This window comes from Streptococcus sanguinis (assembly GCF_020729765.1).
In the GTDB taxonomy this organism is placed as follows: domain Bacteria; phylum Bacillota; class Bacilli; order Lactobacillales; family Streptococcaceae; genus Streptococcus; species Streptococcus sanguinis_Q.
This window is the reverse complement of the sequence record NZ_JAJEPD010000057.1, coordinates 65,322-91,927: the sequence shown is the minus strand read 5'-3', so window position 1 is coordinate 91,927 and position 26,606 is coordinate 65,322. Positions and strand designations below refer to the sequence as shown.

24 protein-coding genes, 3 tRNA genes and 2 pseudogenes are annotated in these 26,606 nt (G+C 43.9%); 27 read left to right on the top strand and 2 right to left on the bottom strand.

Going from position 1 to position 26,606, the window contains the following annotated elements; genetic code table 11:
- A pseudogene (locus K4H96_RS08355) lies at nucleotides 1-275 on the top strand (type III-A CRISPR-associated CARF protein Csm6); the annotation flags it as partial.
- Between the two features lie 110 nt (nucleotides 276-385).
- On the opposite strand, the gene K4H96_RS08350 reads toward K4H96_RS08355, so the two are convergent.
- The gene (locus tag K4H96_RS08350; protein WP_002895403.1) at nucleotides 386-1,294 is read right to left on the bottom strand and encodes a LysR family transcriptional regulator; all 909 of its coding nucleotides are present in this window, start codon (nucleotides 1,292-1,294) and stop codon (nucleotides 386-388) included.
- 224 nt (nucleotides 1,295-1,518) lie between these two features.
- Here K4H96_RS08350 and K4H96_RS08345 point away from each other — a divergent pair, with 224 nt between their 5' ends.
- The 11 genes from K4H96_RS08345 (at nucleotide 1,519) to nt5e (ending at nucleotide 13,113) form a co-directional block, all read left to right on the top strand.
- Entirely contained in the window at nucleotides 1,519-2,229 is a 711-nt protein-coding gene (locus K4H96_RS08345) for a hypothetical protein (RefSeq protein ID WP_223336915.1), read from the top strand.
- Nucleotides 2,230-2,549: 320 nt separating this feature from the next.
- Nucleotides 2,550-3,356, top strand: a complete 807-nt coding sequence (locus K4H96_RS08340; protein WP_223336914.1) for a dihydroorotate dehydrogenase electron transfer subunit — start codon at nucleotides 2,550-2,552, stop codon at nucleotides 3,354-3,356.
- A gap of 11 nt (nucleotides 3,357-3,367) precedes the next feature.
- Nucleotides 3,368-4,306, top strand: coding sequence for a dihydroorotate dehydrogenase (locus K4H96_RS08335; protein WP_223336913.1), 939 nt, complete (start codon nucleotides 3,368-3,370; stop codon nucleotides 4,304-4,306).
- A gap of 247 nt (nucleotides 4,307-4,553) precedes the next feature.
- Entirely contained in the window at nucleotides 4,554-5,246 is a 693-nt protein-coding gene (gene pyrF, locus K4H96_RS08330; protein ID WP_061585549.1) for an orotidine-5'-phosphate decarboxylase, read from the top strand.
- 77 nt (nucleotides 5,247-5,323) lie between these two features.
- Nucleotides 5,324-5,953 carry an orotate phosphoribosyltransferase gene (pyrE, locus tag K4H96_RS08325; RefSeq protein ID WP_002924577.1) on the top strand — a complete coding sequence of 210 codons (630 nt, stop codon included), beginning with the start codon at nucleotides 5,324-5,326 and terminating at the stop codon, nucleotides 5,951-5,953.
- 111 nt (nucleotides 5,954-6,064) lie between these two features.
- Nucleotides 6,065-7,603, top strand: a complete 1,539-nt coding sequence (locus K4H96_RS08320) for a glycosyltransferase family 39 protein (protein ID WP_223336912.1) — start codon at nucleotides 6,065-6,067, stop codon at nucleotides 7,601-7,603.
- On the top strand, nucleotides 7,600-8,352 hold the full coding sequence (locus tag K4H96_RS08315) for a DUF4336 domain-containing protein (RefSeq protein WP_223336911.1): 753 nt from the start codon (nucleotides 7,600-7,602) through the stop codon (nucleotides 8,350-8,352). The genes K4H96_RS08320 and K4H96_RS08315 overlap by 4 nt, the downstream gene beginning before the upstream one ends.
- A gap of 35 nt (nucleotides 8,353-8,387) precedes the next feature.
- Entirely contained in the window at nucleotides 8,388-9,041 is a 654-nt protein-coding gene (locus K4H96_RS08310) for a uracil-DNA glycosylase (RefSeq protein ID WP_223336910.1), read from the top strand.
- A gap of 8 nt (nucleotides 9,042-9,049) precedes the next feature.
- A complete protein-coding gene (locus tag K4H96_RS08305; protein WP_002904550.1) occupies nucleotides 9,050-9,514 on the top strand; it encodes an NUDIX hydrolase in 465 nt (154 codons plus the stop codon).
- 12 nt (nucleotides 9,515-9,526) lie between these two features.
- The gene (locus K4H96_RS08300; protein ID WP_223337326.1) at nucleotides 9,527-10,795 is read left to right on the top strand and encodes a dihydroorotase; all 1,269 of its coding nucleotides are present in this window, start codon (nucleotides 9,527-9,529) and stop codon (nucleotides 10,793-10,795) included.
- Between the two features lie 167 nt (nucleotides 10,796-10,962).
- Nucleotides 10,963-13,113 (top strand): cell surface ecto-5'-nucleotidase Nt5e, encoded by a 2,151-nt coding sequence (gene nt5e / locus K4H96_RS08295; RefSeq protein WP_223336909.1) that lies wholly within the window; start codon nucleotides 10,963-10,965, stop codon nucleotides 13,111-13,113.
- A gap of 39 nt (nucleotides 13,114-13,152) precedes the next feature.
- Here nt5e and plsY read toward each other — a convergent pair whose 3' ends face one another.
- Nucleotides 13,153-13,803, bottom strand: coding sequence for a glycerol-3-phosphate 1-O-acyltransferase PlsY (plsY, locus tag K4H96_RS08290; protein ID WP_002930572.1), 651 nt, complete (start codon nucleotides 13,801-13,803; stop codon nucleotides 13,153-13,155).
- 191 nt (nucleotides 13,804-13,994) lie between these two features.
- Here plsY and parE point away from each other — a divergent pair, with 191 nt between their 5' ends.
- From parE to K4H96_RS08215, 15 genes and pseudogenes are all read left to right on the top strand, one after another.
- Complete coding sequence (gene parE, locus K4H96_RS08285; protein ID WP_049541672.1) at nucleotides 13,995-15,944, top strand: DNA topoisomerase IV subunit B; 1,950 nt, start codon at nucleotides 13,995-13,997, stop codon at nucleotides 15,942-15,944.
- Nucleotides 15,941-16,942 (top strand): hypothetical protein, encoded by a 1,002-nt coding sequence (locus K4H96_RS08280; protein WP_227956463.1) that lies wholly within the window; start codon nucleotides 15,941-15,943, stop codon nucleotides 16,940-16,942. Before parE ends, K4H96_RS08280 begins: the two co-directional genes overlap by 4 nt.
- 248 nt (nucleotides 16,943-17,190) lie before the next feature.
- Nucleotides 17,191-17,934 (top strand): DUF6261 family protein, encoded by a 744-nt coding sequence (locus K4H96_RS08275; RefSeq protein WP_223336908.1) that lies wholly within the window; start codon nucleotides 17,191-17,193, stop codon nucleotides 17,932-17,934.
- A gap of 30 nt (nucleotides 17,935-17,964) precedes the next feature.
- Entirely contained in the window at nucleotides 17,965-18,339 is a 375-nt protein-coding gene (locus K4H96_RS08270) for a GNAT family N-acetyltransferase (RefSeq protein ID WP_049541669.1), read from the top strand.
- Nucleotides 18,340-18,357: 18 nt separating this feature from the next.
- The gene (gene fic / locus K4H96_RS08265; RefSeq protein WP_223336907.1) at nucleotides 18,358-18,963 is read left to right on the top strand and encodes a protein adenylyltransferase Fic; all 606 of its coding nucleotides are present in this window, start codon (nucleotides 18,358-18,360) and stop codon (nucleotides 18,961-18,963) included.
- 29 nt (nucleotides 18,964-18,992) lie between these two features.
- On the top strand, nucleotides 18,993-19,529 hold the full coding sequence (locus K4H96_RS08260) for a GNAT family N-acetyltransferase (protein WP_223336906.1): 537 nt from the start codon (nucleotides 18,993-18,995) through the stop codon (nucleotides 19,527-19,529).
- A 16-nt stretch (nucleotides 19,530-19,545) separates the two neighbouring features.
- Nucleotides 19,546-20,361, top strand: a complete 816-nt coding sequence (locus tag K4H96_RS08255; RefSeq protein ID WP_223336905.1) for an aminoglycoside 6-adenylyltransferase — start codon at nucleotides 19,546-19,548, stop codon at nucleotides 20,359-20,361.
- A 35-nt stretch (nucleotides 20,362-20,396) separates the two neighbouring features.
- Entirely contained in the window at nucleotides 20,397-22,847 is a 2,451-nt protein-coding gene (gene parC / locus K4H96_RS08250) for a DNA topoisomerase IV subunit A (RefSeq protein WP_223336904.1), read from the top strand.
- A gap of 166 nt (nucleotides 22,848-23,013) precedes the next feature.
- Nucleotides 23,014-24,039: pseudogene (locus tag K4H96_RS08245) on the top strand (branched-chain amino acid aminotransferase); the annotation flags it as partial.
- 107 nt (nucleotides 24,040-24,146) lie between these two features.
- Nucleotides 24,147-24,377 carry a DUF2969 domain-containing protein gene (locus K4H96_RS08240; RefSeq protein ID WP_002895433.1) on the top strand — a complete coding sequence of 77 codons (231 nt, stop codon included), beginning with the start codon at nucleotides 24,147-24,149 and terminating at the stop codon, nucleotides 24,375-24,377.
- Between the two features lie 49 nt (nucleotides 24,378-24,426).
- Nucleotides 24,427-24,507: transfer RNA gene (locus K4H96_RS08235), tRNA-Tyr, on the top strand.
- Between the two features lie 14 nt (nucleotides 24,508-24,521).
- Nucleotides 24,522-24,593 (top strand) — tRNA-Gln (locus K4H96_RS08230).
- Between the two features lie 163 nt (nucleotides 24,594-24,756).
- Nucleotides 24,757-25,959 carry a 30S ribosomal protein S1 gene (gene rpsA, locus K4H96_RS08225; protein WP_002897515.1) on the top strand — a complete coding sequence of 401 codons (1,203 nt, stop codon included), beginning with the start codon at nucleotides 24,757-24,759 and terminating at the stop codon, nucleotides 25,957-25,959.
- Nucleotides 25,960-26,046: 87 nt separating this feature from the next.
- A tRNA-Arg gene (locus K4H96_RS08220) sits at nucleotides 26,047-26,118 on the top strand.
- Nucleotides 26,119-26,172: 54 nt separating this feature from the next.
- A complete protein-coding gene (locus K4H96_RS08215) occupies nucleotides 26,173-26,589 on the top strand; it encodes an NUDIX hydrolase (protein ID WP_061591744.1) in 417 nt (138 codons plus the stop codon).
- Nucleotides 26,590-26,606: the final 17 nt, after the last annotated feature.

The following is a 26,606-nucleotide window of genomic DNA, read 5'->3' as shown; positions in this document are numbered from 1 at the left end:
ATATCTTTGATATGATTAAAATTCTCAACCATTATCATGAATATTCTGAATTTGAAACTCCAATTTCAAAAATTATAGCTGTAAATAAGCAAAGGAATGATGTTGCTCACGGACTGGTTGTGATTTCAGTAGAGCAAAAGAAATTGGACGAATTAGTGAATGATTTGAAAGAGCTCGTCATTACTGTATACTCTGATATAAATGCCTCTTTATATCAGAAATATTTTGATTATTATGATATAAAGAATCGAGAGTTAATCAGCTGTATTAAATAGACTCCCAACCTTCCCTAACGCTTTCCCCTATCTGATAGACCTGAAGGGAAACCAAGTCTGAAAAATAGAAAAAAACACCTGAAAAAGCTTTTTCGGGTGTTTTTTGCAGTTTATTTATCAAACTGTACTTCCTCAATCAGATACTCAATGAAGCGTTCTCCCATTTTGGATAGGCTAGCTTTTTCATGCTGGATGTAGACCAGCTCAATCGGATCATCAATGTCCAGTGGGATTGACACGATATTATCTCCGTTGAGGTTGCTGTTGAGGATACCGGTTGCAATCGTGTAGCCATCCAGACCGATCAAAAGGTTAAAGAGGGTCGCACGGTCGCTGACCACGATGGATTTTTTATGGTGTTCCTGAGAGAGAATTTCCTCAGAAAAGTAGAAGGAGTTGTGAGTCCCTTGGTCGTAGCTGAGGTAGGGGAAGTTTTCTAAGTCAGATAATTGCACCAGCTTTTTCTTGGCCAGCGGATTGGACTTGCTGACAAAGATATGGGGCTGAGCTGTAAAGAGATGAGTGGCAATTAGGTGATTGTCATCCAGCATCTTGGATAGAACATCTCGATTGTAGCTATTGAGAAAGAGGACGCCGATTTCGCTGCGGAAGTTTTTTACGTCGTCAATAATCTCCCAAGTCCGAGTTTCCCGCAGAAAGAGCTCGTATTTCTCCATATCGCTTTTTTTAAGCAGGGAGACAAAGGCATTGACTACAAAGGCATAGTGCTGGGCAGAAACGCTGAAAAGCTCACGGTGGGCGACAGGGTTTTTGTATCGCTCCTCTAGAAGCTGAGTCTGCTCAACTACCTGCCGGGCATAGGAAAGAAACTCCATGCCGTCCTTGGTCAAGGTAATTCCTTTGGGATTGCGAATGAAAATTTCAATGCCCATTTCATTTTCCAAATCCCGCACAGCATTGGACAAACTAGGCTGAGTAATGAAAAGTTGCTTGGCAGCTTCGTTCATACTGCCAGTCTCGACGATTTTGATAATATAGTGTAACTGTTGAATTCTCATAGGACTATTTTATCACAAACTGGGGATTTTTTCCCGGTAAATCAGAAGATTAGAAAATGTTTGCTTGCTAAAGTTGCCTGTGCTAGGATGAAGGAAATAAGGAGGACAATATAGCCAAATATAATGACTATAAAAATCGTTCGGTAGTTCTACCCATTGCCATTATTATTTTTATTGTATTTATTATGCTTTGTATGATGGTTCTGATTGGGAAGGTGATGGTCATGTGGGGGATTAAATCTGCTTATGAGGAACTCGGGCGAAACAGTATGTCCTCATCTGTTCAGCAGAAATCGTCCGAGGAGATTCAGCTAGAAGAGAAAGCCTTAGATAGAGCAAACTATAGCTTCAGCTGGACAACTGATGAAATAATTAATTTGCAGATTAAGGATACTGCTGCTGGTCAAACTGGGGCTTCTTCGGACGAAGTACTGGAAAAACACGGCAAGGCTACAAGTTTTTATTATAGTGAAATAAATGATGATATCGAATTAATCTATTCAAGCGAGGCTAACCAAGACTATCATAGAAGTAATTTAAAGTTAACATTTGAAAAAAACGGAACAAGCTATCATTTAATTAGAAAGAGCGCAAATATTCTTGATGAGGGTTATCCAACTTTGCCACAGGAGAATAGTCCTCATCTTTGGACAAAGGATGAAATTACCGGTTTACAAGTTCATGACGAGAGCACAGGCAATCCTGGTACATCCTATGAAGAAATCATTCAATTATTTGGGTTACCGGAAGAATCAGAAATTGTTATTTCGCGCTTGGATGCAGCAGATAGTCAACAGGTTGTCTTGGACCTTAAATACTTAACTTCAGATGACGTCTATGATAATGAATGGGTTCATTTAACTTTACATCTTCAAGAAGATGGTGTCTTTCGGTTGACGATGGCCAACAGCCATATTGAGAGAACAGAAAGATAGGGCTGTAAGAGTGATAATCTATTATTATAGAATTTTTCAATATGTAGAACAAAAGCATAATTCAGCTTCTTGTCTTGCGAATGCAAAGAGTGAATTTGACAAGGACTGGTAAAGCTGTGGTAGGTCGGAGATCTTAAAATTCTAATATTTTTTATGGCTTGACAATCCTTATCGCTAACGATATAATGTTTACAATTTAACCTTTAATCAAGTCCAGTGAGGCTGCAAGGTGAGAAAAACGGTATAAGAGGCAATTAGCTGCCTTGTTTTTGCGAAACCTTGCTACGGCGAGGTTTTTTCTTGTAGAAAGTGAGGTTGTCATGGTTAGTGACAGTTGTAAAAAGAGATTTGGCAAGATTATGCTGGAGCAGATGGAGCTGCTGGAGCAAGTAGAGATTGCGCCTAATATTTTTTCCATGATTCTAAAGGGGCAAATGGTCATGCAGATGCAGGCCGGGCAGTTTTTACATATTCGTGTACCAGATGACAGCAAGCTTTTACGTCGGCCTATCTCGATCGCAGAGATTGACCGAGACAATCTGACTTGTCGCATTATCTATCGGATAGAAGGCGGTGGGACGGCTATTTTTTCTCAACTGCCACTCGGCTCGTTTCTTGATGTTATGGGGCCTCAGGGAAATGGCTTTGATTTAAGTCCTGTAAGGGCAGATGACCGAGTTTTGATTATCGGTGGTGGGATTGGTGTCCCTCCTTTGCTTGAGGTTGCTAAAGAATTGTATGCCAAGGGAGCTCAAGTGACTGCTGTACTTGGGTTTGCTGATAAATCCGCTGTCATTTTGGAAGCGGAAATGAAAAAATACGCTGATGTCATTGTCACGACGGATAACGGTTCTTATGGTCGCAAGGGCTATGTATCAGCAGTTGTAGATGAGTTGCCCCAAGACTATGCGGCTGTCTATTCCTGTGGAGCGCCAGCCATGCTCCAGTATGTGGACAAAAAGTTTCAGGACCATCCGCATGCTTATCTCTCCATGGAGTCTCGTATGGCTTGTGGCATGGGCGCCTGCTATGCCTGCGTCGTTCATGTGGCAGGTCAGGATGAGTCAGTCAATAAGCGCGTTTGTGAAGATGGCCCGGTCTTTGAGACGGGCACGATTATTGTCTAGGAGGGGAAAGAATGAGTGACCAACGTTTAAGAGTTTCCTTGCCAGGCTTGAACCTGAAAAATCCAATTATTCCAGCATCCGGCTGCTTTGGCTTTGGACAAGAATATGCCAAGTACTATGACCTAGACTTGCTAGGCTCCATCATGATAAAGGCTACGACTTTGGACCCCCGCTTTGGCAATCCCACTCCGCGTGTGGCAGAAACGCCAGCTGGTATGCTTAATGCCATTGGCCTGCAAAATCCGGGTGTTGAAGTTGTACTGGCTGAAAAACTGCCCTGGCTGGAAAAGCATTATCCCAACCTGCCAATCATTGCTAACGTGGCAGGCTTTTCCAATCAAGAGTATGCCACAGTGGCTGGGAAAATTTCTCAAGCTCCTAATGTCAAGGCTATTGAGCTCAATATCTCCTGTCCTAATGTTGACCATGGAAATGCTGGACTGTTGATTGGTCAAGTTCCAGAGTTGGCTTACGAAGCAACTAAGGCAGCAGTAGAGACTTCTGCTGTACCAGTCTATGTCAAATTAACTCCGAGCGTAGCAGACATTACTCAGGTAGCCAAGGCTGTTGAAGACGCTGGTGCTGCTGGTTTTACCATGATTAACACCTTAGTAGGTATGCGATTTAACTTGAAGTCGCGCAAGCCTATTATCGCTAATGGCACAGGGGGTATGTCGGGTCCGGCTGTCTTTCCGGTAGCGCTCAAGCTGATCCGTCAAGTAGCTCAGGCAAGCAAACTTCCTATGATTGGTATGGGTGGAGTTGATTCTGCGGAGGCTGCTCTGGAGATGTTTATAGCAGGTGCTTCAGCTATCGGGGTGGGCACTGCCAATTTCACGAATCCTTATGCCTGTCCGACCATCATTGAAGACTTGCCAAAGGTTATGGATAAATACGGCATCGAAAGTCTTGAAACTTTACGAAAAGAAGTTCGAGAGAATTTGCTTTAAAGTTACATTTTTGCTTGACAATCCTGCTGTGAAATTATAGAATGAACTAAATATCACCTTTAAAGAAGTCCAGAGAGGCTACTAAGGTACATACGTTTGAATGGCAACTACTGCCACATTTTCGTGTAACCTTGCTCTCGGGCAAGGTTTTTCTATGTCTCTGGGCCTAACGTGAAGGTTGGTTTTGAGATATAAATGACCAATGGACTTCTTTGAAGATAATAACTTAAAAGGAGATTTTCCCCTCATGCGTGAAGAACGGCCTATTATCGCCCTCGACTTTCCATCTTTTGACGATGTCAAAGATTTCTTGGAGCATTTTCCGGAAGATGAAAAACTCTATGTCAAAATCGGCATGGAATTCTTCTATGCCATCGGTCCAGAAATCGTTCATTATCTGAAAGGTCTTGGACACAGCATTTTCTTGGATCTGAAACTGCACGACATTCCTAATACAGTCCGCTCAGCCATGTCTGTCTTAGGTACTTTTGGCATCGACATGGTGACGGTCCATGCAGCAGGCGGTGTGGAGATGATGAGCGAAGCTAAGAAGGTCTTGGGGGATAAGGCTAAGTTGGTTGCGGTGACCCAGCTGACCTCGACCAGCGAGGAAGATATGCGTGATTGCCAAAATATCCAGACTACGGTTCAGGAGTCTGTAGTCAATTACGCTCGGAAAGCTAAAGAAGCCGGTTTGGATGGCGTAGTTTGTTCAGCTCAAGAAGTTGAATTGATTAAGGCGGCAACTGCTGAAGACTTTCTCTGTGTGACGCCGGGTATTCGGCCAGCTGGAGCAGAAATTGGCGACCAGAAACGGGTTATGACTCCGCAAGAAGCTCATCAAATCGGTAGTGATTATATTGTAGTAGGACGTCCGATTATTCAGGCTGAAAATCCTTGGGATGCCTACCACGAGATTAAGAAGCAGTGGAATAGCTAAGTAAAACAATGTATTCGATTTAAATCGTTGCACGAAATTGACACCATCATAAACATTCAAATTTATAAGGAGAAAAAATGACTTTAGCAAAAGAGATTGCGCGTGATTTATTGAAAATCAAAGCTGTGTATTTGAAGCCAGAAGAGCCTTTTACGTGGGCATCAGGTATCAAATCACCTATTTATACGGACAACCGTGTGACCTTGGCTTATCCAGAGACTCGGACCTTGATTGAGGATGGTTTCGTTGAAAAGATTCGGGCGGAATTTCCAGATGTAGAAGTCATTGCCGGAACTGCGACAGCGGGCATTCCTCACGGAGCCATTATTGCAGATAAGATGAACCTGCCATTTGCCTATATCCGCAGCAAACCAAAAGATCACGGAGCGGGCAATCAAATCGAAGGTCGCGTAGCGCCTGGGCAGAAGATGGTTGTCATTGAAGACTTAATCTCTACTGGTGGTTCGGTCTTGGATGCGATTGCTGCAGCGAAACGTGAAGGTGCGGATGTGATTGGCGCAGCAGCTATCTTTACCTATGAGCTACCAAAAGCAGAAAAGAACTTTAATGAGGCGGGTGTGAAATTAATAACGCTTTCTAACTACACTGAGCTAATCACTCTGGCCGAAGCAGAAGGTTATGTCAGTCCTGAAGGATTGGCCTTGCTTGAGAAATTTAAGCATGACCAAGAAAATTGGCAGGCTTAGACCGAATACAAATAAAATGATCTGACTCTTATTCAGGTCATTTTTCTGTAAAACGTCCTTGTCTTGCCTTTTAAAATGGCTTAAAGTCTCGGTATTTGGTATAATAGAGCTATGTCTAAGATTTATCATCTATCCTTTTCGATATTACAGAAAGTTATGCTGATTACGGCTGTTCACTGGTTTCTGATTGCCATCTGGCATGTTGCAGAGCTGAATAGTATAGCTATAATTGCCTTTGCTGGCTTGGCTTTTCTGGCCTATCGCTATCGGCATTTGCTAGGAAAAGCTTATCATTGGCTGATGAAGCATAAACTTCTTATTATGCTAGCTGTCTTTATTTTTCAGCTGATTATGCTCTTTTCAGCAGAGCTTTTGATTAGGCGGGATGCAGCAGTTGTCTTTACAGGAGCTTTCAAAACTCTGAAAGAAAGCTCTATTTCCAGCTATCTGACCCGCAACCCTAACAATGTCTCACTCTTTCTCTACGAGCGCTTTTTCTTTAATGTATTTGGGGAATCCGGTCTATGGGTCATGCAGACATTGAATATTGTTTATACTAACGTAACAGCCTTGATTCTCTATAAGGGCTGCCAAAAGTATTTTTCCCAAAAAACTGCGGATGCTGTATTTAGTCTTTATGTGCTCTTACTGGGCTTCTCTCCTTATTTCTTTTCAATGTATACCGATATTCCGCCCCTTCCTTTCATCAGTTTGCAGATTTTCCTAGTTCTGGGATTGCTGAAAGGAGAGGAATCAAGCCGACAGCTGGTTTGGCGTAGTATATTGCTTGGGCTAATGACTAGTCTGGCTTTCTTCTTTAGACCAACAGTAATGATTCTGCTGATAGCTGTCTTTGGAGTCCTCTTTTTCAAAAAGAATTGGAAGAAGTTCTTTCTGACACTAGTCGTTTTTGCTTGCAGTTTTGCGATTAGTTACGCCCCGCTGCATTACTGGTCCAAGCATCAGACGGAAGTGCCGATTATGAAGGGAGAGGGACTAGCAAAAGGTCCCCTGCTCTTTATCAATTTGGGTCTGACCTTCAATGGCCACAATCAGGAAGACATGAAAGAAGGGCTCTTGCAGTATATTGAGCCCGATAAGCAGTATGACTATAACAATGGCATGTTTGCCAAGGAATATGTTATTAAGGAAATCAAGCGGCGCTTAAGTGAATATAATCCTTTGACTTTAGCTCATCATCTCTTCCACAAGCAGTCTCTGACTGTAGCAGAAGGTGATTTAGGCTGGCTCTACCGCAGTGTCGAAAATGAAAAGACGCCTTATATATCGCCTTTTTACCAAGATACGAAAGATAATCCTTTAACTCAGTTTGTCCGTGACTTCTTCCTGAACACTGACAAGTCAGAATTTGTCTATTTCTCGCTGTCCAAGCAGGTGGTTTGGATTGTCATGGCGGCAGGACTTGTCTTTGCCCTTTGGAAATATCGCTCTAGTGATGAACTGAATTTTCTAACCTTAGCTGTTTTTGGCGGCCTGCTCTTTCTGCAGATTTTCGAAGGAGGAAAGACCCGTTATCTGATTCAGTTTTTGCCACAGATTTTGATTTTATCTGCCCTAGGATTAGCCCAGCATCCTCAAGTTCTAGGGGAGTTTCGCTTTTGGACTAGAAAGAAGGACTCTTTGAAATGAAAAGACCTGTTCCTATCTATGAACCGCTTTATAGCTTGAAGCCCATTGCTGAGAATATCTGGATTGTCGACGGTGATTTGATTGAGATGGATGCGGTGCTGATAAATCTGCCCTTTTCTACCCGCATGACTGTCATAAAGTTAGCAAATGGCCAACTCTGGTGTCATTCACCAATTCAGCCAAATCAAACCTTGTTTGACCAGTTGGACGCTTTGGGACCAGTCGCACACCTCGTTTCACCTAATAGGATTCACTATGCTTATATTGCTGACTGGAAGAAGCGTTATCCGAAGGCAATTGCTTGGTCTAGTCCAGGTGTTGAAGAGAGAGCGGCCAAGCAGAAAATCCCTGTCTCTTTTGATGAAAAGCTGACGGATGAGGCTCCTGAAGCTTGGGCAGGCCAGATAGAACAGTTGGTTTTCAAGGGAAGTACTTATATTGAGGAAGTTGTCTTTTTTCATAAGGACAGTCAGACCTTGATTTTGACAGATTTGATTGAGAATTTTGAAACAGAGTATTTTCCAAGTCAGATTCGCGGCAAGGTTTATAAATTAGTTCGTGTTGCAGCTCCGGATGGCCAGACGCCTATTGACTACCGCATGACTTTTATCGGTCATCAAAAAGAAGCCAAAAAATGTCTAGAGCAGATGCTAGCTTGGCAACCAGAAAAAATCATCCTAGCTCACGGTTCTTGTTTTCTGGAAAATGGCACAGAAGAACTCAAAAGAGCGCTTAGGTGGATAAGATAAGAGAATTTTATCGTAGGAAATGAGAGGAGACATGTATGCAGCATTCAGCTTGGCACGCTTTGATTAAGGAGCAATTGCCGGAAGGTTATTTTTCAAAAATCAATCATTTTTTAGATGAAGTGTATGCTTCGGGGACCATTTACCCACCTCGGGAAAAGGTGTTTAATGCGATTCAGACGACAGATTTAGCAGATGTTAAGGTGGTTATTTTAGGGCAGGACCCCTACCACGGACCGAGACAGGCACAGGGCTTGAGTTTTTCGGTACCTGATGATATTCCAGCTCCGCCTTCTTTGCAGAATATTCTTAAAGAACTGGCAGACGATATCGGAGTGAAAGAGTCGCATGATTTAACTTCCTGGGCTCAGCAGGGTGTTCTCTTGCTCAATGCTGGTCTGACAGTGCCTGCTGGCCAGGCCAATGCGCATGCCGGCTTAATCTGGGAGCCTTTTACAGATGCTATTATCAAGGTAGTTAATGAGAAGACTGATCCAGTTGTCTTTATCCTTTGGGGTTCTTACGCCCGCAAGAAAAAAAGTTTGATAAGCAATTCGCAACATTTGATTATCGAGTCGGCTCACCCAAGTCCGCTGTCTGCCTACCGTGGCTTCTTTGGCAGCAAACCTTTTTCACGTACCAATGATTTCTTAGTTACTAAGGGCTTGGAACCTATCAATTGGTTAGCTTAGGAGGTAGTATGGTTCAGTTAGCAACGATTTGTTATATCGATAATGGTCGAGAGTTTCTTATGTTGCATCGCAATAAAAAGCCCAATGATGTTCACGCTGGAAAATGGATCGGTGTCGGTGGCAAGCTAGAGCGTGGAGAAACCCCGCAGGAATGCGCTGCACGCGAGATTCTAGAAGAAACAGGTCTAAAGGCCAAGCCCGTTCTCAAAGGTGTTATCACTTTCCCAGAGTTTACTCCCGACTTGGACTGGTACACCTATGTTTTTAAGGTGACTGAGTTCGAGGGGGAACTGATTGACTGCAACGAAGGGACTTTGGAATGGGTGCCCTATGATCAGGTTTTGTCTAAACCAACCTGGGAAGGTGATCATACCTTTGTTGAATGGCTTTTAGAAGACAAGCCGTTCTTTTCTGCAAAGTTTGTTTATGACGGGGATAAGCTCTTGGATACGCAGGTGGACTTTTACGAATAAGGAGATAAGATGATGCTATTAATCAAAAACGGACGAGTTATGGATCCTAAGACTGGTTTTGACCAAATTACTGACCTCTTGGTTGAGGGGAAGAAAATTGTCAAAATCGGTCAAGATTTGCAGGCTGAAGATGCAAAAGTTATCGATGCCAGTGGTTTGGTTGTGGCTCCAGGTTTGGTGGATATACATGTGCATTTCCGGGAGCCAGGCCAGACTCATAAGGAAGATATCCATACGGGGGCTTTGGCTGCGGCAGCAGGTGGCTTTACGACAGTTGTTATGATGGCCAATACCAATCCGACCATTTCTACAGTTGAAACTCTGAAAGAAGTGCTGGACTCGGCTGGTCGTGAAAATATCCATATCAAGTCGGTTGCAACAATTACAGAGAATTTTGATGGGCAGCATCTGACAGATTTCCAAGGTCTCTTGGCAGCAGGAGCGGTTGGTTTTTCTGATGACGGTATTCCGCTGACCAACGCTGGCATTGTCCGCCAAGCCCTCGTAGAAGCGCGTAAAAACGATACCTTTATCAGCTTGCACGAGGAAGACCCTAATCTCAATGGCATACTCGGTTTTAACGAGCATATTGCCAAAGAGCATTTTCATATCTGTGGCGCGACAGGTGTGGCAGAATACAGCATGGTTGCACGCGATGTCATGATTGCTTATGATGCAAAGGCTCATGTACATATCCAGCATTTGTCCAAGGCTGAGAGTGTAAAGGTGGTGGAATTCGCTCAGAAGCTAGGCGCTCAAGTCACTGCTGAAGCAGCGCCTCAGCACTTCTCGAAGACAGAAGCTCTGCTATTGACAAAGGGCAGCAATGCTAAGATGAATCCGCCTCTGCGCTTAGAATCGGACCGTCTGGCGGTTATCGAGGGGCTCAAATCTGGTGTCATTTCTGTCATTGCGACGGACCACGCTCCACATCATGCTGACGAGAAAAATGTAGCCGATATCACTAAAGCGCCTTCTGGCATGACTGGGCTTGAGACTTCGCTTTCTCTGGGACTGACCTACTTGGTTGAGGCTGGTCATCTGAGCTTGATGGAACTTTTAGAGAAAATGACTTTTAATCCAGCTCAGTTGTATGGTTTTGATGCTGGATTCATCGCTCAGGATGGTCCTGCTGATTTGACAATATTTGACCCAGAAGCAGATAGACTTGTGACTGACCATTTTGCCTCCAAGGCAGCCAATTCACCTTTTGTTGGTGAAAAGCTTAAAGGCCAAGTGAAGTTTACCATCTGTGATGGGGAAGTTGTCTTTGAGGGATAATAAATATAGTTCAGACTCTGATGAATTTCAGAGCCTTTTTTAACACAGAAAATTTTCTAGTAATTTTCTGAAAAAGCGAATGTTTGTTGAAATAGTATTGATTTAGTTCCTTTTTAAGCGAAAAAGATGTATAATATAACAAAATACTAAAGAGGAGTGTTCGTTATATGAAGAAGAAATTTTTCATCTTACCTGTTCTATCAACAGTGCTTTTGGCACCTGCTTTTTTGGCTCATCAAGTCTCTGCAGAAGAGGCACAGGCTAGTCCAGAGCCGGCAACGACTGAGTTGACCAATCAGCCAGCTGCTGAGACAGCTTCTGAAACGCAACCAACTGCTCCAGCAGCTTCAGCAGAAGAAAGGCCAGCAGCAGATAGTCAGAATGCAGCAGCTCCAGCTGTGACAGAAGCCGCTGCAGCACCAGCCCAGTCTGAAAATCTGCCAGAGGCTATGATTCTCCATACTAACGATGTGCATGGCCGCATTGTAGAGGAAAAAGGCGTTATCGGTGATGCTAAGCTGGCAACTGTCATCAAGGAAGAGCGCGCTAAAAATCCTAAAGTGCTTGTTGTGGATGCGGGGGATGCTTTCCAGGGTCTGCCAATTTCCAATAGTTCAAAAGGGGAAGAACGGGCTAAAATCCTCAATGAAATAGGCTACGATGCTATGGCAGTCGGGAACCATGAGTTTGACTTTGGTCTAGATGAGGCAAAGAAATACAAGGAAATTCTTAAATTCCCACTTCTCAGCTCCAATACCTACGCTAATAATGCTCGAGTTTTCCAAGCCTCTACCATTGTAGACAAGGATCCAGCGGTTGAGGGAGACGAATTCGTAGTAATCGGTGTGACAACACCAGAAACTGCTACAAAAACTCACCCTAAAAACATCCAAGGTGTGACCTTCACTGATCCAATCACAGAGGTTAATCGGGTTATTGACGAAATTGAAGCACGCGCAGCGGCAGAAGGAAAGAACTACAAAAACTATGTTGTTCTGGCTCATTTGGGTGTTGACACGACCACACCGACTGAGTGGCGCGGTTCAACCTTGGCTGAAGCTCTTTCTAAAAATCCTAAGCTCAAAGGAAAGCGCGTAACCGTTATTGACGGCCACTCCCACACAGTAGAGTCTACGACTTATGGCGATAATGTCACCTACAACCAGACCGGTAGCTACCTACACAATATCGGAAAAGTAACTTTCAAAGCCAATCAACTTCTGGGAAATCCTCAGCAAATCCCTGCTGAAACAGCTAAAAAAGTCACTCCAGACCCAGTTGTAGCAGACATGGTCAGCAAGATTAAAGCTAGATACGACGCTGATAATGCCAAGGTTATCGTGGCAAACAGCCCTGTAGAGCTTAATGGCGACCGTGAAAATGTCCGCGTTCGGGAAACCAATCTGGGCAATGTCGTAGCCGATGCTCTCTACGATTATGGTCAAACTGGCTTTGCCAATAAAACAGACCTAGCTGTTACTAACGGGGGCGGCCTACGCGAAACTATTGCTAAAGACAAGCCAATCACCAAGGGAGATGTCATCGCTGTATTGCCTTTTGGAAACACCATTTCACAAATCAAGGTGACTGGTCAAAATATCGCAGATATGTTTGCCAAATCTCTGGGCTCTATTCTTCAGGAAAAAGATGGCAAGCCTGTGCTGGATGAGAATGGACAACCCTTGCTAGAACCAAGTGGTGGCTACCTGCAAATCTCTGGAGCTAAAGTCTACTACGATACCACTCTGCCAGCTAATCAACGTGTCCTCCACATTGAGATTAAGAACAAAGAAACGGGTGTTTATGAGCCTCTTGATCCAAATAAGACCTACTATCTGACGACCAATGACTTCCTGGCTGCTGGTGGTGACGGCTATACCATGCTGGGTGGCCCTCGCGAAGAAGGACCATCTATGGATGTGGCCTTTGCAGACTATCTGGCAAAAGCTGATTTGACAGCCTATGCGGTTATCAATCCAAACTCACGTGCTATCTCTATTTCATCCACAAAGGATACAGACAGTGATGGCTACACTGATATTGAAGAAATCAAGCAAGGAACAGATCCGGCTAATGCAGCTTCCTACCCAACTAGTGCCAAAGCAGCTGATCCTGGAAAACAGGCAGCACCACTGGCCAACACGCCAAATCAAACTAAGCAAGTAGCAGTTCATGTTGCCAAGACCTTCACTAAGGACCCTGCAGCTAAAGAACTGCCAAAGACAGGCAGCGAATCAGCAGTTGCCTTGAGCCTAGTTGGTATGGTTTTAGGATTCTTTGGGTTGGCAGGAATCAAGAAAAGTCACAAAGAAGACTAGTTAGAAGACACAATAAAACGGAAGTTGTTCACTTCCGTTTTATTTCTTCGCCTCAGGATTTTGATGTGTGATATTCAAGCCCCAAGGGATTAAGTTTTCTTTTTTCTGTTTGATACGTTGGATATTGTCCTTATGGCGGAGGATAATAATCAAAGCCAGCGCAATGATAATCAAAGTGAAGAAGAGGTCGTAGCTGGGCAGTATAAAGCCAACTAGAGGAAAGAGCAGCGCTGATAGGATAGCGATGACTGCTGAGAGCACACTTGCCAGAGAAATCATACTGCCTAGATAGAGGATGCTGGTAAAGATGACAATCAGATAGACAAAGAAGGCTGGTGAGAAGCCCAGAACAACTCCTGCACTGGTTGCCACTGCCTTGCCGCCCTTAAAGCCGGCAAAGATAGGAAAAGTATGGCCAATTACGGCCAATAGACCAAAGACAAGCGGCGAAACTCCCTCAATATGCAAAAAGAAAGGCAGCAGGGTCGCTGCAGTTCCTTTGAGAAAGTCGATAGCAAAAGTAGCCGTCCCAGCCGTCTTTCCCAAAATACGGAAAGTATTGGTCGTTCCGGTATTGCCACTGCCGTATTCCCGCAGGTTCTTTTTAAAGAAAATTTGCCCAATCCAAAGTCCAGTCGGAATAGAGCCCAGTAAGTATGCTAGTATTAATCCAATTATCGTGTTCATCATGATTTTATTATACCATTATTTCGCTTTCTTACAAATAGAAAAGGATAGAATTTATAGCAGGAAATGTCTACTCGGATATTGGATTGTTCTTCGTTTGAAATCCGTTCTCATCAGCATTTTTTTCAAAAAAATCTTTGCAATATTTGCCAAAAACTTGTAAGATAGAAAAGATGAATCATTAGGAGGTTCTTGTGGCAAAAAAGGAAATCAATATTAACAATTATAATGACGATGCCATTCAGGTATTAGAAGGGTTGGATGCGGTCCGCAAGCGTCCAGGGATGTATATCGGATCGACCGACGGAGCTGGACTCCACCATCTGGTCTGGGAAATTGTGGACAATGCTGTCGATGAAGCCCTGTCAGGCTTTGGTGACCGGATCGATGTGACTATCAACAAGGACGGCAGTCTGACTGTCGCAGACCACGGACGCGGGATGCCAGTCGGCAAGCACGCTATGGGTATTCCTACTGTTGAGGTCATTTTCACAGTTCTCCACGCCGGCGGTAAGTTTGGTCAAGGTGGTTATAAAACTTCAGGAGGACTCCATGGTGTAGGTTCCTCTGTTGTCAATGCCCTGTCCAGCTGGCTGGAAGTGGAAATCACACGCGATGGGACTGTTTATAAGCAGCGCTTTGAAAATGGCGGAAAACCAGTCACCACGCTCAAGAAAATCGGCACTGCACCTAAGTCCAAGTCTGGGACCAAAGTGACCTTCATGCCGGACGATACGATTTTTTCAACGACGGACTTCAAGTACAACACTATTGCGGAGCGGCTTAAGGAATCAGCCTTCCTGCTCAAGAATGTCCGTCTGTCTCTGACTGATGCGCGGACTGGCGAAGAAGTAGAGTTTCACTATGAGAATGGGGTTGAAGACTTTGTCAGCTATCTCAATGAAGACAAGGAAACTCTGACTCCTGTCCTCTATTTCGAGGGCGAGGAGAGCGGCTTCCAAGTTCAGGTGGCCCTCCAGTACAACGACGGCTATGCCGATAATATCCTGTCCTTTGTCAATAACGTCCGCACCAAGGACGGCGGTACCCACGAGACGGGACTCAAGACCGCTATCACCAAGGCCATGAACGACTATGCCAGAAAGACCGGCCTGCTCAAGGAAAAGGACAAGAATCTGGAAGGCTCGGACTACCGCGAAGGTTTGGCCGCTGTCCTGTCCATCCTGGTCCCTGAGGCACACCTGCAATTTGAAGGCCAGACCAAGGACAAGTTGGGCAGTCCTTTGGCTCGTCCGGCCGTGGACTCCATCGTCTCTGACAAACTGACCTTCTTCCTCTTGGAAAATGGTGAGCTGGCATCTAACCTCATCCGCAAGGCTATCAAGGCCAGAGATGCTAGAGAAGCGGCCCGCAAGGCGCGCGATGAAAGCCGGAACGGCAAGAAGAATAAAAAAGACAAGGGCTTGCTGTCTGGTAAGCTGACTCCGGCCCAGTCCAAGAACCCAGCCAAGAACGAACTCTATCTGGTCGAGGGAGACTCTGCCGGCGGCTCTGCCAAGCAAGGCCGTGACCGTAAGTTCCAAGCCATTCTGCCCCTGCGCGGTAAGGTTATCAATACTGCCAAGGCTAAGATGGCCGACATTCTCAAGAACGAAGAAATCAACACCATGATCTACACGATTGGAGCGGGTGTTGGTACAGACTTTACCCTTGAGGATGCCAACTATGACAAGATCATCATCATGACCGATGCGGACACCGACGGTGCCCATATCCAGACCTTGCTGCTGACCTTTTTCTATCGCTATATGCGCCCGCTGGTCGAGGCCGGCCGCGTCTATATCGCCCTGCCGCCTCTCTACAAGATGTCCAAGGGCAAGGGCAAGAGCGAAGTCGTCGAGTATGCCTGGACCGATGGCGAGCTGGACGACCTGCGCCGCAAGTTTGGCAAGGGTGCCATGCTTCAGCGCTACAAGGGGCTCGGTGAAATGAACGCCGACCAACTCTGGGAGACAACCATGAATCCCGACACCCGCACCCTCATCCGTGTCACCATCGAAGACCTAGCCCGCGCCGAACGCCGTGTCAATGTCCTCATGGGCGACAAGGTCGAACCCCGCCGCAAGTGGATTGAGGATAATGTCAAGTTTACGCTTGAGGAGAGTGGGGAGATGGTGTTTTGAGGGGGCTAGTAGCTAAATTTAAATACTGGAGGAATAAGTTTTCTGGTTGGGTAGACTGGATTCTTTATAGGTACTATAAATTTATCAAATCTGATTTTAACTATAATGTTGCGAAAAAGGTGATTGATAATTTAGATTCTTTAAGAATATTAGATAATCGGGAATATATTAAAACACGGCAAAAAATTTATTCAAGCCAATCTTCAGTGTTTTCAATAATAATTTCTGCTTTAGTTGCATTTTTTTACGTATATTTACCAAATCATAAAGTAACGAATGAAAATCTTATTTTCTCAGGCATTTATGCGGTTTTCTTACTTTCGTTGTTTTTAATTCTTATGTTCTGGACTATAATATGGTTTATCTCTGAACTACCTGTAAATTGGTCTAAGAAAATTTCTCTATTACTACCTTTAACTTTATGGTCGCTGTTTTTTTCTSATTTTATAAAACGTGTATTTGGTAACTATAATCTTGAAAATAATTTAATCTTGACAATGTTTATTGTTTCGATAGTCTCAATGATTGTTATTTTACTGTTATTTTTTATAATTAAATCTCAATCAATTTTTCAAATTGAAGCCTCCAGTTCTAGTCCAGCAATAATATTATCAATTTTAGCTATTTTGACACTAATTTTTGAAGTGGATTTAAGTAAACATCAAATGTGGGCACTGATAGTTTTGCTTTTAACGATTTCAAGTACTATCTTAGATTTATTAATTAATAACAAATGCTTAGATGGACATGAAATTGCTCAAGAAATTTTCCAAGAGCAACTGCTTTTAGAAAAACCAAGATACAAAGAGTTGAAGAAGTGTTACTATCATGGCGGTGAAAAATACAAAGAAAAATTATTAAGCACAGAAAAGTTTTTAAGACTTATAAAAAAACGTGAAAAGTATTTAATTCGAAGGGATAAAAATAGTAGATACAGCTATAAATCAGGGTTTAACCCCCAAAATAACATATCCCCTACAAGGAATTGTCTTTCTTAGTACTAGAGAAGCTCACCAGATTTTCTGACAAGCTCGCCAGAGCTTAAGTGAAACTGCCAGATTTTCTGGCAGAGTGTTTTGAAGCAAATTCTGTTTGGCAGAAAATCTGGTGAGTATTTTTTGAGTAAAAGACGAACGTTTGTTTTTCTGGCGAGCAGTTTTAAAGCAAAAAAACTTTTCTGAAAATCAGAAAAGGTAAAAAAGGGAATTAAAGTTAAAATAAATAAAAAATTTAGGAGATTATAAAAATGAAAAAAATTTATGGAATTACTAGTGTAGATGTTCAGACTTTGGAAAACAACGAATTTTTCCAGCTCATGTCCGAGAGTCGGAGTGAGGTTGCGGCATTTATCAAGGAAAATAAGGTGGATGGCATTTACACGACCAAGCTGGATGAGATGGACAAACTTCTGGAACAGCTGCAGGGCGGGCTTCATCAGACCAAGTCCAGCAAGCTGGTGGCTAGTTTGGATCAGGCTGACCGCGAGCGCGATGATGCCTTGGGCACGCTCCAGTCTTTGGTTCGGGCCTTTGCAAGGGTCAAGGATGCAACAACAAAGGAAGCTTTCGAGACCCTGTCTCAGCTCCTGAAAAACTACACCGGTCTAGCTGCAACTAGCTTGGAAAAGGAGACCGAGGGCATCAACCACCTACTCCAAGAGCTGAAAAAGCCGGCCTACCAGACAGCGCTGGCTAAGCTTCATCTGGAAGCCCATGTCGACAGTCTGGCTGCTGCTCAGAAGGCCTTTGAAAAAGTCTACAAGGAGCGCCTGACTGAGCTCAAGGGCAAGACACCGAGCCAGAATAAGAACATCCGCCTCAAGCTGCAAGAAATCTATGATTTTCTAGTGGATTTCACTGCAATCATTGCCTACGCTTATCCTGAAAGAACTCATGTGGTCAATCTTCGCGACCACCTCAACACCATCCGCAGCCGCTACAAAAAACGCAAACCAGCTAAGAAGGTGAAAGAAGAAGTGGCGGAGCGTTAATTAAGTCTAACAGATTTGGAGGAATAGAAGATGATTATCAGACCTGCAAGCAGAAAAGATTGTCAAGCTATTTATAGCCTTTATCAAAGTGAAAAATGGCTTTCTTTTACAGAGGAAAAAGTGACATCATTATTTTCAACAAATCTGTCCCATTACTTGGTAGTTGAAGAGAACCAGAAAATCCTTGGTTTTGCCCGCTACTTGACAGATGAAGTCATGACGACCTTTTTAGCTGAGATTATCATTGATAAAGCCTATCGCAGAAAAGGATTGGGACGGCGATTGATCGCTGAAATTCATCAAAAACATCCTTTGACTCGCATTGAATTAATATCAGAAGCGGATGGATTTTATCAGACAGTAGGTTTTAAACCTGTGGGAACAGGGCTTAGAAAATCTATCTAAATGAAAGGAGCTGTATTTATGACGCTTGACAATAAACTGGGTCTGACGGATTCGCTTGAACTAGCCAAGATGGAAGAAAAAATCAGTAAGACCCGAGCTAAAGAGCTTTTTGAAGAGCAGCTTCTGGATGATAAAGCAGCTGGCACCTATGCCACTCTGGCCTTTATTCATGGGTTCTTGTTTAAAGAAATCTATGACTTCGCTGGCCAGATTCGGACAGTCAATCTCTCCAAAGGGAACTTTCGCTTTGCGCCTGTCATGTATCTGGCTGCTTCCTTGGAAAATATCGATCGCATGCCTCAGCAGACCTTTGATCAGATTGTCGAAAAGTATGTGGAGCTAAATATTGCCCATCCTTTCCGCGAGGGGAATGGCAGGAGCATGAGGCTTTGGCTGGACCACCTACTCAAGGCTGAGCTGGGGCAAATTGTGGACTGGTCTCAAGTGGATAAGGAAGATTACCTCCTAGCCATGGAGCGCAGCCCCATTCGAGACACAGAAATCAAGTACGTCCTCAAGCAAGCCCTCACAAAGGACATTCATAACCGCCACCTCTACATGAAGGGCGTTGACCATAGTTACTACTATGAAGGCTATAGCCTGTATAAGGCTGAGGACTTGTGAGATAAAAAAGTTTGCAGAGGAGTGATTAGATGACAATGCTTGAAACTGACCGTCTCATTTTACGGGACTTGCAGGAATCTGATTTGCCGGCTTTGATTGCTCTGAATCAGGATCCAGAGGTCATGCAGTATTTCCCAAAGCCATATAGTCAAGCGGAGTCCTTGCGGCTTTATCAGGGTATTCAAGATGAAGTTAAAGCTTATGGCTACAGTCTTTGGGCTGTTGAAGAAAAGACCAGCCAGGAGTTTATCGGCTTGGTAGGTCTGCACCATTCGGATTTACGGATTTTTGCTGGAAAAGAAGCTATAGAAATCGGCTGGCGTCTGCGAAAAGAGTTTTGGAATCGTGGTTATGCGACGGAGGCTGCCCAAGCCTGTCTAGACTTTGCTTTTCAGCAAGCTGGTTTGTCAGAAGTTTACTCTTTTACATCCTTACTCAATCACCCTTCACAAAAAGTCATGCAAAAGCTGGGCATGGAATTTGTCAAAGAATTTGATAATGAAAAAGTTCCAGCAGACAGTCCGCTTTATAGACATGTCCTCTACAGAATCAAGAGTTTTCACTAAGAAGGTAGGTATTCCCATGAGAACAGAAACTGAGATGTTCGATGTGATTTTGCAAACCGCAAAAGTGCTACAGGTTGACGCTGTCGCTATGTCCGGCTCGCGGACAAACCCAAATGCTCCCAAGGACGAGTTCCAAGACTACGATGTGGTCTACGTTGTGGAGGATTTGGATGGTCTGGTGGCTGACCTTGCTTGGTTGGAAATGTTTGGCGAGCGCATGATTGAGCAGCATGTCCTACTAGACCATCGTCGCCTCTATCTCATGCTCTTTGAAGATGGCAATAGGATAGATTTGACCCTTTGCCCAAAGGAGCACATCAAAGAGTGGGTGGATAGCGAAGCGGATTTCACAGTGCTGGATGACCCGCAGGGACTCTTTGCTACTTATACACCGACGCCCAAGCGCTACTGGACGACACCAGCCAGTGCGACTGACTTTGACAAATCCTGCAATGAGTTCTGGTGGGTGTCAGCTTATGTGGTCAAGGGCATTCATCGGAACCACCTGGTCTATGCGACGGATCATCTGTATGGCATCTGCCAGCAAGAATTGCTCAAGCTTTTAGCTTGGCAAGTGGCAGAAGATAAGGGGACGGTTGATGTTGGAAAGAACTACAAGTACCTCTTTCAGTATTTGCCTGCTGAGAAAGAGAAAGAATTTACAGCCTTGCTTGACTTTTCTGACCAGAAAAGCCTCACCAAGTCTCTCTTAGCTACCATGTACTTTTTCCACAAAGAAGCCCAAGCTTTCTCTCTCAAAACCGGCTTCCACTATGACAAAGCAACAGCAGAGAAGATGATTGAGTATGCTAAAGAGAGGCTTAGCTTCTAGTTATTATTAAAAAGAAAAATATAAAGAGAATTATTATGTCTAACATTCAAAACATGTCCCTTGAGGACATCATGGGAGAGCGCTTTGGTCGCTACTCCAAATATATCATTCAAGAGCGGGCCTTGCCGGACATTCGCGATGGCTTGAAGCCTGTTCAGCGCCGTATTCTTTATTCCATGAATAAGGACGGCAATACCTTTGACAAGGGCTACCGCAAGTCTGCCAAGTCAGTCGGGAACATCATGGGGAATTTCCACCCCCACGGTGACAGCTCCATCTATGATGCCATGGTCCGCATGTCTCAGGACTGGAAAAACCGTGAGATTCTCGTTGAGATGCACGGAAACAACGGTTCCATGGATGGTGATCCACCGGCAGCGATGCGTTATACTGAGGCGCGGCTGTCTGAGATGGCTGGCTATCTTTTGCAGGATATCGAGAAAGATACTGTTCCTTTTGCTTGGAACTTCGACGACACCGAGAAGGAGCCGACTGTCCTGCCGGCAGCCTTTCCTAATCTTTTGGTCAATGGAGCAACAGGGATTTCCGCTGGTTATGCGACGGATATTCCACCCCATAATCTAGCCGAAGTCATTGACGCGGTTATCTATATGATTGACCATCCGTCGGCCAAGGTGGACAAGCTCATGGAGTTTCTGCCTGGACCTGACTTCCCGACAGGGGCTATTGTCCAAGGCCGTGATGAAATCAAGAAAGCCTACGAGACTGGTAAAGGTCGCGTCGTGGTGCGCTCCAGAACTGCGATTGAAAAGCTGAAGGGCGGTAAAGAGCAAATCGTCATCACCGAGATTCCTTACGAGATTAATAAGGCGGTCTTGGTCAAGAAGATAGACGATGTACGGGTCAATAATAAGGTGGCTGGCATTGCTGAAGTGCGGGACGAATCGGATCGGGACGGTCTTCGCATTGCTATTGAACTTAAGAAAGATGCTAATACCGAGCTAATTCTCAATTACCTTTTCAAGTACACTGATTTGCAAGTCAATTACAATTTCAACATGGTGGCTATCGACAACTTCACGCCTCGTTTGGTGGGGATTGTACCAATCTTGACTAGTTATATTGCCCACCGCAAGGAGATTATTCTGGCTCGCAGCCGCTTTGACAAGGCCAAGGCTGAGAAACGGCTTCATATCGTGGAAGGACTGATTCGGGTTATTTCCATCTTGGACGAGGTGATTGCCCTGATTCGTGCTTCAGAAAACAAAGCAGACGCCAAGGAAAATCTTAAGGTCAGCTATGATTTCACTGAGGAGCAGGCTGAGGCTATCGTCACTCTCCAACTCTACCGTTTGACAAATACAGACGTAGTGGTTCTGGAAGAGGAAGAAGCAGAGCTGCGCGAGAAGATTGCCATGCTAGCAGCCATTATCGGCGATGAGCGAACTATGTATAACCTCATGAAGCGGGAGCTCCGCGATGTCAAGAAGAAGTTTGGCAATCCGCGTCTCAGTGAGCTGCAGGATACGGCAAACGCTATTGAGATTGATACAGCTAGTCTGATTGTTGAGGAAGAGACCTATGTCAGCGTGACTCGTTCTGGTTATATCAAGCGAACCAGTCCGCGTTCCTTCTCAGCTTCTACCCTAGAAGAGCTGGGCAAGCGTGACGATGACCGACTGATTTTTGTCAGTCCAGCCAAGACAACTCAGCATTTATTGATTTTCACCAGTCTGGGAAATGTTATTTACCGGCCTGTTCATGAGCTGTCAGATATCCGCTGGAAAGAAATCGGAGAACACCTCAGCCAGACCATCAGCAACTTTGATACCAAAGAAGAAGTGATCTACACGGAATTGCTGGACAGTTTTGAGGAAGGCACATACTTTGCAGCGACCAAGTTAGGTCAAATCAAACGTGTAGAGCGTAAGGAGTTCAGTCCTTGGCGGACCTACAAGTCTAAGTCACTCAAGTTTGCCAAGCTGAAAAATGAAGACGACCGGGTCATTGCTCTGGCACCGATTAAGCTGGATGATGTTATTCTTGTGACCAAGAATGGCTATGCACTGCGCTTCAATATTGAGGAAGTTCCTGTCATCGGAGCTAAGGCGGCTGGGGTTAAAGCCATCAACCTCAAGAAGGACGATGTTCTAGCGGCAGCCTTTATTGCCAACACAGACTCGCTTTACATCTTGACTCAGCGTGGTTCGCTTAAGCGTATGGCAGTCGCTGATATTCCTGTTACTAGTCGGGCAAATCGCGGTCTTCAAGTTCTGAGAGAGCTTAAGAGCAAGCCACATCGTGTCTTTGCGGCTGGACCAGTCTTTGGCGAAGCAGTGGACTTTGACCTCTTCACAACAGAAGCAGAAGCCAGTGAGGAGCAGATTTTGCAGGTGCTTTCTAATAAAGGAACTGCCTATGAGATCAATCTAGCTGATCTTAGTCTGTCTGAGAGAACTAGCAATGGAAGTTTCATTTCTGATACCATTTCAGATGAAGAAGTCTTCTCAGCTTACATCAAGTAATCATCAAACCAGTTCGCAGGAGCTGGTTTTTTCAATTTTTAAAAGTTTGATAGCAGAAAAACACTGAATAACAAAATTTTCTGAAAATTGAAAATAATACTTGAAAATATCTCAAAAAGGTGTAAAATAGGGAGTATCTAAAAATGAAGTTTGGAAGAAGAGGAGAAAGACTATGACTGTAAATCTTGACTGGGAAAATCTAGGATTCTCATATATGAAACTACCTTATCGCTATTTAGCTTACTATCGCAATGGCCAGTGGGAAGAAGGAACATTAACGGAGGACGCTACGCTCCATATCTCTGAGTCGTCTCCTAGCCTTCACTACGGCCAGCAGGCTTTTGAAGGGCTTAAGGCTTATCGAACTAAGGACGGCAGTATTCAGCTTTTCCGTCCAGATAAAAATGCGGAGCGTTTACAGCGGACAGCTGACCGCTTGCTCATGCCGCAAGTTCCTACAGAAATGTTTGTGGAAGCAGTCAAGCAGGTTGTCCGAGCTAATGAAGAATATGTGCCACCTTATGGAACAGGCGGAACCCTTTATATTCGACCGCTCTTGATTGGAGTCGGTGATATTATTGGCGTGAAACCAGCTGAAGAATATATTTTTACGATTTTTGTAATGCCTGTCGGCAATTACTTCAAAGGAGGCCTGACTCCGACTAACTTCATTGTGTCAGATGACTATGACCGCGCGGCACCACATGGAACTGGTGCGGCTAAAGTTGGAGGCAATTACGCTGCTAGCTTATTACCAGGAAAGATTGCTAAGGATAAGCATTTTTCAGATGTGATTTATCTGGATCCAGCAACCCATACCAAGATTGAAGAAGTGGGTTCTGCCAACTTCTTTGGTATTACCAAGGATAATGAGTTTGTAACACCGCTCAGTCCGTCTATCTTGCCATCCATCACCAAGTATTCTTTGCTTTATCTGGCAGAGCATAGACTAGGGCTCAAACCGATTGAAGGAGACGTTCCTCTGGCAGACTTGGGTAAATTTACTGAAGCTGGCGCTTGTGGAACAGCTGCAGTCATCTCTCCTATCGGTGGTATCCAGCATGGAGATGATTTCCATGTCTTTTATAGCGAGACTGAAGTTGGTCCAGTTACTCGCAAGCTATATGACGAATTAACTGGTATCCAATTCGGCGATGTTGAAGCGCCAGAAGGTTGGATTGTTAAAGTATAATCTAAAAACTGTCCTTGATTGGGCAGTTTTTTTCTGCAATTCTAGCCTAAGATAGCTTGCGAAGTCAGCCTTTTTCGTGTACAATAGAAATTTGAAAGAGGTAAGTTATGAGTAAAAAAGATAAAAAAATTGAAATTCAAATCACAGACAGCAAAGTGAAGGTCGGAGCAGACCAATTTGACGGTTATAGTCTTGCTATTGGAAAGAAGGTTATCGGCGAGATTGCTGAACTAGATGGCCAGTTTGCAATCATCAAAAATGGAAATGCTGAAAGTTTTTATAAAAAACTTGAAAGAGCCGTGGAAACTTTGATTGAAACCTATAATTTAAGCAAATAGGGCTTGCATTTTCATTGTATCAATGTTATAATAGATAGCGTTGATTGTCGGAGAGATAGCGAAGAGGCTAAACGCGGCGGACTGTAAATCCGCTCCTTCGGGTTCGGGGGTTCGAATCCCTCTCTCTCCATTCTTTATTATTAATGGGGTATAGCCAAGCGGTAAGGCAAGGGACTTTGACTCCCTCATGCGTTGGTTCGAATCCAGCTACCCCAGTTCTTAGGTAATAGATCTGATAAAATAATAAAATGTCTTCTGGTGTTTTATTTCTTTATAGGATGGAAATCGTTAACGATAGATCAATGTCATTTGCGGGTGCTTAGGAAAATAAATAAGTAGTATGTCAAGTGAAAACTTGATTGTTGGAGGATTTTTTTAGATGAATGAATTTGAAGATTTGCTAAACAGTGTTAGCCAAGTTGAGCCAGGTGACGTCGTTACTGCTGAAGTATTGACTGTTGACGCTAACCAAGCTAATGTTGCAATCGCTGGAACTGGTGTTGAAGGTGTTTTGACTCTTCGTGAGTTGACAAACGACCGCGACGCTGATATCAACGACCTTGTAAAACCAGGTGAAACACTTGAATTGCTTGTTCTTCGTCAAGTAGTAGGTAAAGATACAGACACCGTAACTTACCTGGTATCTAAAAAACGTTTGGAAGCTCGCAAAGCTTGGGACAAATTGGTTGGTCGTGAAGAAGAAGTTGTCACTGTTAAGGGCACTCGTGCTGTTAAAGGTGGACTTTCAGTTGAGTTTGAAGGACTTCGTGGATTTATCCCTGCTTCAATGCTTGATACTCGTTTCGTTCGTAACACTGAGCGTTTTGTAGGTCAAGAGTTTGATGCTAAGATCAAAGAAGTAGATCCAAAAGAAAACCGCTTCATCCTTTCACGTCGTGAAGTTGTAGAAGCTGAAGCTGCAGCAGCACGTGCTGAAGTATTTGGTAAGTTGAATGTTGGTGATATTGTGACTGGTAAAGTTGCTCGCATCACTAGCTTTGGTGCTTTCATTGACCTTGGCGGAGTTGACGGATTGGTTCACTTGACTGAATTGTCACATGAACGCAACGTATCACCTAAGTCTGTTGTATCAGTTGGTGATGAAATTGAAGTGAAAGTTCTTGACTTGAACGAAGAAGAAGGACGCGTATCCCTCTCTCTTAAAGCAACAACGCCTGGACCATGGGATGGTGTTGAGCAAAAACTTGCTGCAGGCGATGTGATTGAAGGAACTGTAAAACGTTTGACTGATTTCGGTGCTTTCGTTGAAGTATTGCCAGGTATCGATGGACTTGTTCACATCTCACAAATTTCACACAAACGTGTTGAAAGCCCTAAAGATGCCCTTAAAGTTGGTCAAGAAGTAACTGTTAAGGTTCTTGAAGTGAATGCTGCTGATGAGCGTGTATCACTTTCTATCAAAGCTCTTGAAGAACGTCCAGCTCAAGAAGAAGGACAAAAAGATGAGAAACGTCAATCACGTCCTCGTCGTCCAAAACGTCAAGAAAAACGTGACTTTGAACTTCCAGAAACTCAAACTGGATTCTCAATGGCTGATTTGTTTGGCGATATTGAATTGTAATTAGATAAAAGAAGTTGAGAAATCTCAACTTCTTTTTCTGATTTTCACTTGTATTTTCAAAGAAAATCAGTTATAATGAATTAGTTGCCACCCTTAGTGTAATGGATATCACGCAAGATTCCGGTTCTTGAGATGGGAGTTCGATTCTCTCAGGGTGGATGACTTAAAATTGGACTCTTCGGAGTCTTTTTTTCTTTCTTGGAGGAGAATGCAGTGACAGTAAAATTAATCGCTCATACCTTAATCGAGAAAGAGGGGAAGTATTTGCTTATTAAACGGTCTAAGATAAAGCGAGGCCTTCCTAATGTCTATCCATCTTATTGGGATATTCCAGGCGGAAGTGTAGAAGAGAATGAACTTCCCAGAGAGGCGGCTCTACGCGAGGCTATGGAGGAGGTTAATCAAAAGATTCAGATTGATAGAATTATCCATGAAGATAGCCAGTTTGATTCTAGCAAAGATACTGTTTTTACACGCTTAGTTTATGCGGGTAGGATTACGGAGCAGCGTGATATTATATTAGATCCAGAAGAGCATTCAGACTTTGTCTGGGTTACTTCTTTGAAAGACCTAGAGGGAAATCTCATCGTACCTTATTTGACTGATATTTTTGCTGACAAATCTATATAAAACAACTAAAAAACATC

Bases quoted from the DNA above. Each gene is read 5' to 3' on its own strand.
- K4H96_RS08350 (WP_002895403.1), bottom strand. From the start codon at position 1,294: ATGAGAATTCAACAGTTACACTATATTATCAAAATCGTCGAGACTGGC.
- K4H96_RS08345 (WP_223336915.1), top strand. From the start codon at position 1,519: ATGTGGGGGATTAAATCTGCTTATGAGGAACTCGGGCGAAACAGTATG.
- K4H96_RS08340 (WP_223336914.1), top strand. From the start codon at position 2,550: ATGGTTAGTGACAGTTGTAAAAAGAGATTTGGCAAGATTATGCTGGAG.
- K4H96_RS08335 (WP_223336913.1), top strand. From the start codon at position 3,368: ATGAGTGACCAACGTTTAAGAGTTTCCTTGCCAGGCTTGAACCTGAAA.
- pyrF (WP_061585549.1), top strand. From the start codon at position 4,554: ATGCGTGAAGAACGGCCTATTATCGCCCTCGACTTTCCATCTTTTGAC.
- pyrE (WP_002924577.1), top strand. From the start codon at position 5,324: ATGACTTTAGCAAAAGAGATTGCGCGTGATTTATTGAAAATCAAAGCT.
- K4H96_RS08320 (WP_223336912.1), top strand. From the start codon at position 6,065: ATGTCTAAGATTTATCATCTATCCTTTTCGATATTACAGAAAGTTATG.
- K4H96_RS08315 (WP_223336911.1), top strand. From the start codon at position 7,600: ATGAAAAGACCTGTTCCTATCTATGAACCGCTTTATAGCTTGAAGCCC.
- K4H96_RS08310 (WP_223336910.1), top strand. From the start codon at position 8,388: ATGCAGCATTCAGCTTGGCACGCTTTGATTAAGGAGCAATTGCCGGAA.
- K4H96_RS08305 (WP_002904550.1), top strand. From the start codon at position 9,050: ATGGTTCAGTTAGCAACGATTTGTTATATCGATAATGGTCGAGAGTTT.
- K4H96_RS08300 (WP_223337326.1), top strand. From the start codon at position 9,527: ATGCTATTAATCAAAAACGGACGAGTTATGGATCCTAAGACTGGTTTT.
- nt5e (WP_223336909.1), top strand. From the start codon at position 10,963: ATGAAGAAGAAATTTTTCATCTTACCTGTTCTATCAACAGTGCTTTTG.
- plsY (WP_002930572.1), bottom strand. From the start codon at position 13,803: ATGATGAACACGATAATTGGATTAATACTAGCATACTTACTGGGCTCT.
- K4H96_RS08275 (WP_223336908.1), top strand. From the start codon at position 17,191: ATGAAAAAAATTTATGGAATTACTAGTGTAGATGTTCAGACTTTGGAA.
- K4H96_RS08270 (WP_049541669.1), top strand. From the start codon at position 17,965: ATGATTATCAGACCTGCAAGCAGAAAAGATTGTCAAGCTATTTATAGC.
- fic (WP_223336907.1), top strand. From the start codon at position 18,358: ATGACGCTTGACAATAAACTGGGTCTGACGGATTCGCTTGAACTAGCC.
- K4H96_RS08260 (WP_223336906.1), top strand. From the start codon at position 18,993: ATGACAATGCTTGAAACTGACCGTCTCATTTTACGGGACTTGCAGGAA.
- K4H96_RS08255 (WP_223336905.1), top strand. From the start codon at position 19,546: ATGAGAACAGAAACTGAGATGTTCGATGTGATTTTGCAAACCGCAAAA.
- parC (WP_223336904.1), top strand. From the start codon at position 20,397: ATGTCTAACATTCAAAACATGTCCCTTGAGGACATCATGGGAGAGCGC.
- K4H96_RS08240 (WP_002895433.1), top strand. From the start codon at position 24,147: ATGAGTAAAAAAGATAAAAAAATTGAAATTCAAATCACAGACAGCAAA.
- rpsA (WP_002897515.1), top strand. From the start codon at position 24,757: ATGAATGAATTTGAAGATTTGCTAAACAGTGTTAGCCAAGTTGAGCCA.